The organism is Acinetobacter sp. YH12137, assembly GCF_013418535.1.
Taxonomy (GTDB): Bacteria; Pseudomonadota; Gammaproteobacteria; order Pseudomonadales; family Moraxellaceae; genus Acinetobacter.
Genome location: NZ_VPBW01000067.1, coordinates 1 through 4,993 on the forward strand (window position 1 = coordinate 1; position 4,993 = coordinate 4,993).

A 4,993-nucleotide genomic window follows, 5' to 3' on the forward strand; every position below is an offset into this window, starting at 1 on the left:
CTAGACAAAATGACACCAAATGAGTTTTACTATGATCAGCTACCCCAACAAAACAAGGTGGCTTAACTAGAGCGGAATATCACTTATAAATACGCTTTTAGTTGTTCAAACAAGTGGAACCACCTCTGTTTGTAATGATATTTTATAAAATTCAATATTAGATCTGCAGAGAAAAACTTATCAAACTAAGTATTGGCTAGTCTTTTTCTTCGAAAAACTTATCAAACGAAGTATTAAGTTAATCTTTTTCTTCAACTTCTTCCTTAAACTCAAACAAATCATTCATCGTACAGTTAAAGTACTTACACAACTTATCGGCGACTGGTAATTCAATACGTACAGCACGGTCATAATACATACTTGTGAGCGTGTTGCGATTGATACCTGTTGCATGCACCACTTCACTTAATTTTAAAATTTTTCTATCGCCCATGAGGCTAGATAACTTACAAGTAATCATATTTAAATTAATTTACAAAAAATAACTTGCTGTGGGTTATTTGAAGTTGTTGACTGAGTAATACTTTGCTAAAATTAACCTACAGCAGGTTATTACAACTTATAGAAAGTATATTTTATCCATTTCAACTAAATTATAACTTTTTAAATATAAGGATTGAACCTGCATTAGATTATTTTGTGGAGATGACCGCCGTGTTACCAAATGAGTTATTGATCAGCCAGCAAGCTCGTGACTTAGGAAATCAATTAATTAAAGAAATGAACATCAATAGAAGTTATGGAATGGCTAATTTTCTTGGAGTAAATACTTGCTATGATAATCATCAGGCTGTACTTATTTGGACATTTCAACTGCTTGAAAGGGAACCTGCCTTAAATGAATTAGCAGAAATTAAAAAATATTTTCTTTTAATCTTTCCAGATAGTGTTTATCAATTAGCCTAAGTTGTTTTTAAAATTAATTTATTAAATAAAAAGCACTAAATCAAAGAAAGCTTTATTTAAAAATACCTATTAATTCAAAAACATACCATTTACTGAATATATGAAGCATAGGTTCCTGCTCTATCACTCACTCGTACTAAAATTACATCGCTCTTTTTACTGATACTAAACAATTTATGTCCACGCCACGTTCTGCGGCTTCGAGGGCTAGTTTTTGTTGAACCACTGAGAACAAGGACAACAAACTGCCTACTATATTTTCCCGGAGAGTGGTGTAGGAACTTTTTCATTATTGCTAATCATATCAGCGACAACATCAGCAACGAGCTCCTCTATTCCTGAGAATGCTTTAGACTGATCCGCATCAAGCCAAGACAATGATGGAAACTCAGCACATCATTCGTTTAAGACCTATTTTAATGACGGCACTGGTCGCAAGTTTAGGTTTTATTCCAATGGCGTTAAACACTGGAATTGGTGCAGAAGTACAACGACCACTAGCAACAGTTGTTATCGGCGGTATTGTATCTTCTACAATTTTAACTTTGTTTGTATTGCCTATTTTATATCAATGGGCGCATGGCTCTGAGAGTAGCAAACAGCAATCCGACGAAATTTAAAATCAAAAAAAGCAGCTTAATTACTAGGTTATGCCTAATTAAGCTGCTTTTAATATTGTATGCCCAACATTTTATTGATAAAGCTTACTGCGCTTCATCCCGACAATTTTCATTTAAAAACTCAAACTCTATCGTTGTATGCGATAAATGATAGGAAGATAATTTAGCTGCAACTTCTTGTTTAAGCCTAATTAATTCTTTAACGTCAAAGTTGTCACTCAGCTCAAGGTGCGCTGTTAAAACGTGACTTTCACCATCTAGTGACCAAAAGTGCATGTGGTGGATACCATTAACTTCAGGAAATTCCATTAGTGATAGTTTAATACGCTTTTGAGTCTCTTTATCGGGTGCAGCTTGAAGAAATAAAACGAGTGTTGATTTCAGGTTTTTGAAAACATTAAACAAGATGAACAGCGTGAACCCTATTGATAAAAGGGGATCTAATATCGGCAGTTCAGCGAACAACAGTACGATAGAGACTATAAGAACGGCAACCCATCCAAGTACATCTTCAAGAAGGTGCCATGTCAGCACTTTCTCATTTAATGTTTCACCCGCTTTTAATTTTAATACAGCATATCCGTTAACGGCAACGCCGAGTATCGCTAGCCCTAACATCCCCTCGACTACAGGCATTTCAGGATTGGACAGCTTTGGAATTGCTTCAAATAAAATCCAAATTGAGCCAATGATTAAAACAATACTGTTTATCAATGCGCCAAAGAGAGTAAGTCTACGATAACCATAACTAAACTTATCTGATGCTTCTTTATCTGAAAAACGACTTAAAATCCACGCAAAACCTATTGAAAGACTATCACCAAGATCGTGAACTGCATCTGCCATTATCGCCGTACTGTTAGTGAGCCAACCACCTATAAATTCGATAATAGTGAATGTCACATTAAGGAAAAATGCCCAACCAATACGGTCATCTTTACCATGTTGATGACTATGATTATGGTTGTGCATTTTGTACCTCTAGTACTTTTCTATTTCTTAGTTTTGATACATTCATATTAATCAAGTGACGTATCAAGCGTTGATATATCCAGCGTTTGAACCCCGACAAGTTAGTCCCTTTTTCGAAATAGAACTCATCAGGGGAATCATAAAGCCCAAAGTCATCATGAATACCTTCTTTTTGAATATAGGTATTTTCTCCACGCCAATCTGTATCTGGTGATGAAAAGCACTTTGTTGCAACACCATAACCACAAAAATCATCTTTTACAAACTGATAAGCGGCACCAATTTTGTTGAAGTTATCCAAGTTTTTCCACCTACGTTGATCGATCAAGGATTGGATATCTTTGTGTTCAAAATTAACGATATTCGTATTGTTTAAATATTTCTCAGTCATTTTTTATATATCCTTTTCGTTGCATACTTATACTATAGACTCTATAGTAACTATAGAGTCAAATGTCTGGGGGAAATTGATGAAAATAGGCGAATTGTCAAAAAAATCGGGCTGTTCAATACAAACGATTAGATATTATGAAAGAGAAGGATTACTGTTAAATCCAAATCGTTCAGAAGGTAATTTCAGGCTGTATGATAGCAAAGCACTTAAACAATTGGAATTCGTAAAGCATTGTCGCAGCCTAGATATATCACTCAATGATATTAAACGTCTTATCGAATTAAAAAATAAGCCAGAAGAAAGCTGCTCTAGCGTTAATGCATTAATTGATCAGCAACTTGCACTAGTGAATAAACGCATGAAAGAATTAAGGGCGCTTAAAGCTGAATTACAACAAATGGCTAGTGCTTGTGGTTCGAACAACCCAACATACTCATTATATTCTGCTGACCATGTAACACGGCAAGTATATTGTTTACTATCCATTTGAAACCCCATAATGTTTTAAGTCTATGTATAAAAGTACGATTTTCACTTAGCAGTACTTAAATAATCACCCCACCACTGCATCATTTCAGTCCGCTGGGCTAAATAGTCAGCGTGATTATAGCTGGCACGGGTACGGTTCTTATCAATATGTGAAAGTTGTGCCTCAATCCAGTTATCCTGGAACAAACCTGAGTCATTCAAAATGGTACTAAAAGTGGAACGTAGTCCATGAGAGGATAATTGATGTTTTCCATAGCCCATCTTACGTATAGCCATATTTAATGTATTAAAATGAATCGGTTGATTATGTTTCCGTGGGCTAGCAAAAATGTACTTTTCACCGTATGACCATTGCATGACGTCTTTTAAAATATCTAAAGCCTGATCTGAAAGTGGAACTAAGAAGTCGGGAATCTCATGGCCTAATATGACTTTTCGTCGAAACTGTTTAATATGCAAGGCAGGTATTTTCCAGACTTTTTCATTTAAATCAAAATGATGAGGCTCAGCCAATAACAATTCAGCCCCTCGCACGCCAGTATGTAATTTGAACAGCAGTGCTTTTTTAATAATCGGATGGGCATCCAATTTTTGTAATTTATACTTAAAATCAGATATATCCTCCGCTTTCAAATACGGATAATTTTTCTTGATTTTACTGTTAATGGCGATTTTATTTAAACCATGCGCGATGTTGAATTCACAATAACCCATCGCTACAGCGTAGTCATAAATTTGGTTCAAATAACTACAAGCTTTCTTGACAGGTTCTTTTACTTGGCGTCCCTCTATTTTTTTGATTACTGAAACCAGGTCATAACGCTTGATGTTTTGAAAAGGTAGATCCTGAAGGTCTGGATAAATATCTTGCTGTAAGCATCTTTCTGCTAACTGTAGTACACCACAGCGGGGTAGATCGTTGAAGGCATTTTTCAGTTTGAACTGTAACCACTCCTCCCCGACCTTACCAAAGGTGATGACATTAGAGGCAGTATCTTGTTCAAAACAGAAATCATTGTCTTTAAAGTCATCTCTGACTTGTCGTGCCTTTTTCAGCGATAAATCAGGATAACGACCTAACTGAATGCGTCGACGTTTTTTAGTTTGTGGATCTGTATAGCGATAGCACCAAGATTTTCTTCCACTCGGCTCAATCTTCAGGCTAAGCCCATCTTCATCGGATAAAAAACTGGTTTTTTCCTTACAATGAGCTTGGCGAACTTTAATTTCAGTAAGACTCATGGAATTTAAATGAAACCTAACAATGGGTTGATTGGATCAATTATATCAAAATAGAACGCTTTATGTATGATGCGTACACTACGCATCATATATATTTGTAATATATTGTTTTATATATTTAATATTTTAAGTATTTGTATTTTAGTAACCATTATAAGTACCACCTCTTCTTTAAGTTACCAACAACTCACTTTTTCTGTCATCAATGTTAAATAAGTCTTGTGCTTTAAATTCTTAGATGACTGATGTGTGCTTAAAAAACAGGAGGGTTTAACTTGGTAAACTATACATACTCATTAGGAGTTTACCATGAGCAAGAAACAGAAGACTTACACCGCAGAATTTAAAGCTGAAGCCATAAAAGCCATTG

6 protein-coding genes and 2 pseudogenes are annotated in these 4,993 nt (G+C 35.3%); 3 read left to right on the top strand and 5 right to left on the bottom strand.

Annotation, left to right across the window (positions count from 1 at the left end):
- Positions 1–238 precede the first annotated feature (238 nt).
- Positions 239–460: a helix-turn-helix transcriptional regulator gene (locus FTU72_RS15840; protein WP_004658364.1), complete on the bottom strand. Its 222-nt coding sequence runs from the start codon at positions 458–460 to the stop codon at positions 239–241.
- Positions 461–654: 194 nt separating this feature from the next.
- Between FTU72_RS15840 and FTU72_RS15845 the strand changes: the two genes are divergently transcribed.
- On the top strand, positions 655–906 hold the full coding sequence (locus FTU72_RS15845; protein WP_004658363.1) for a hypothetical protein: 252 nt from the start codon (positions 655–657) through the stop codon (positions 904–906).
- Between the two features lie 252 nt (positions 907–1,158).
- Here the strand turns inward: FTU72_RS15845 and FTU72_RS15850 are convergent.
- Positions 1,159–1,302, bottom strand: a pseudogene (locus tag FTU72_RS15850) (antitoxin HicB); the annotation flags it as partial.
- Here FTU72_RS15850 and FTU72_RS15855 point away from each other — a divergent pair.
- Positions 1,302–1,526 (top strand): annotated as a pseudogene (locus FTU72_RS15855) (efflux RND transporter permease subunit); the annotation flags it as partial. The pseudogenes FTU72_RS15850 and FTU72_RS15855 sit on opposite strands and share 1 nt — an antisense overlap.
- 84 nt (positions 1,527–1,610) lie before the next feature.
- Here FTU72_RS15855 and FTU72_RS15860 read toward each other — a convergent pair.
- Both FTU72_RS15860 and FTU72_RS15865 read right to left on the bottom strand, forming a co-directional pair.
- Complete coding sequence (locus FTU72_RS15860; protein ID WP_127800877.1) at positions 1,611–2,498, bottom strand: cation diffusion facilitator family transporter; 888 nt, start codon at positions 2,496–2,498, stop codon at positions 1,611–1,613.
- Positions 2,485–2,889, bottom strand: coding sequence for a hypothetical protein (locus tag FTU72_RS15865; RefSeq protein WP_180004480.1), 405 nt, complete (start codon positions 2,887–2,889; stop codon positions 2,485–2,487). Before FTU72_RS15865 ends, FTU72_RS15860 begins: the two co-directional genes overlap by 14 nt.
- A gap of 79 nt (positions 2,890–2,968) precedes the next feature.
- Here FTU72_RS15865 and FTU72_RS15870 point away from each other — a divergent pair, with 79 nt between their 5' ends.
- Positions 2,969–3,382, top strand: coding sequence for a Cd(II)/Pb(II)-responsive transcriptional regulator (locus FTU72_RS15870; protein WP_005245163.1), 414 nt, complete (start codon positions 2,969–2,971; stop codon positions 3,380–3,382).
- Positions 3,383–3,423: 41 nt separating this feature from the next.
- On the opposite strand, the gene FTU72_RS15875 is transcribed toward FTU72_RS15870, so the two are convergent.
- Entirely contained in the window at positions 3,424–4,623 is a 1,200-nt protein-coding gene (locus FTU72_RS15875; RefSeq protein WP_005245164.1) for an integrase arm-type DNA-binding domain-containing protein, read from the bottom strand.
- Positions 4,624–4,993 lie beyond the last annotated feature (370 nt).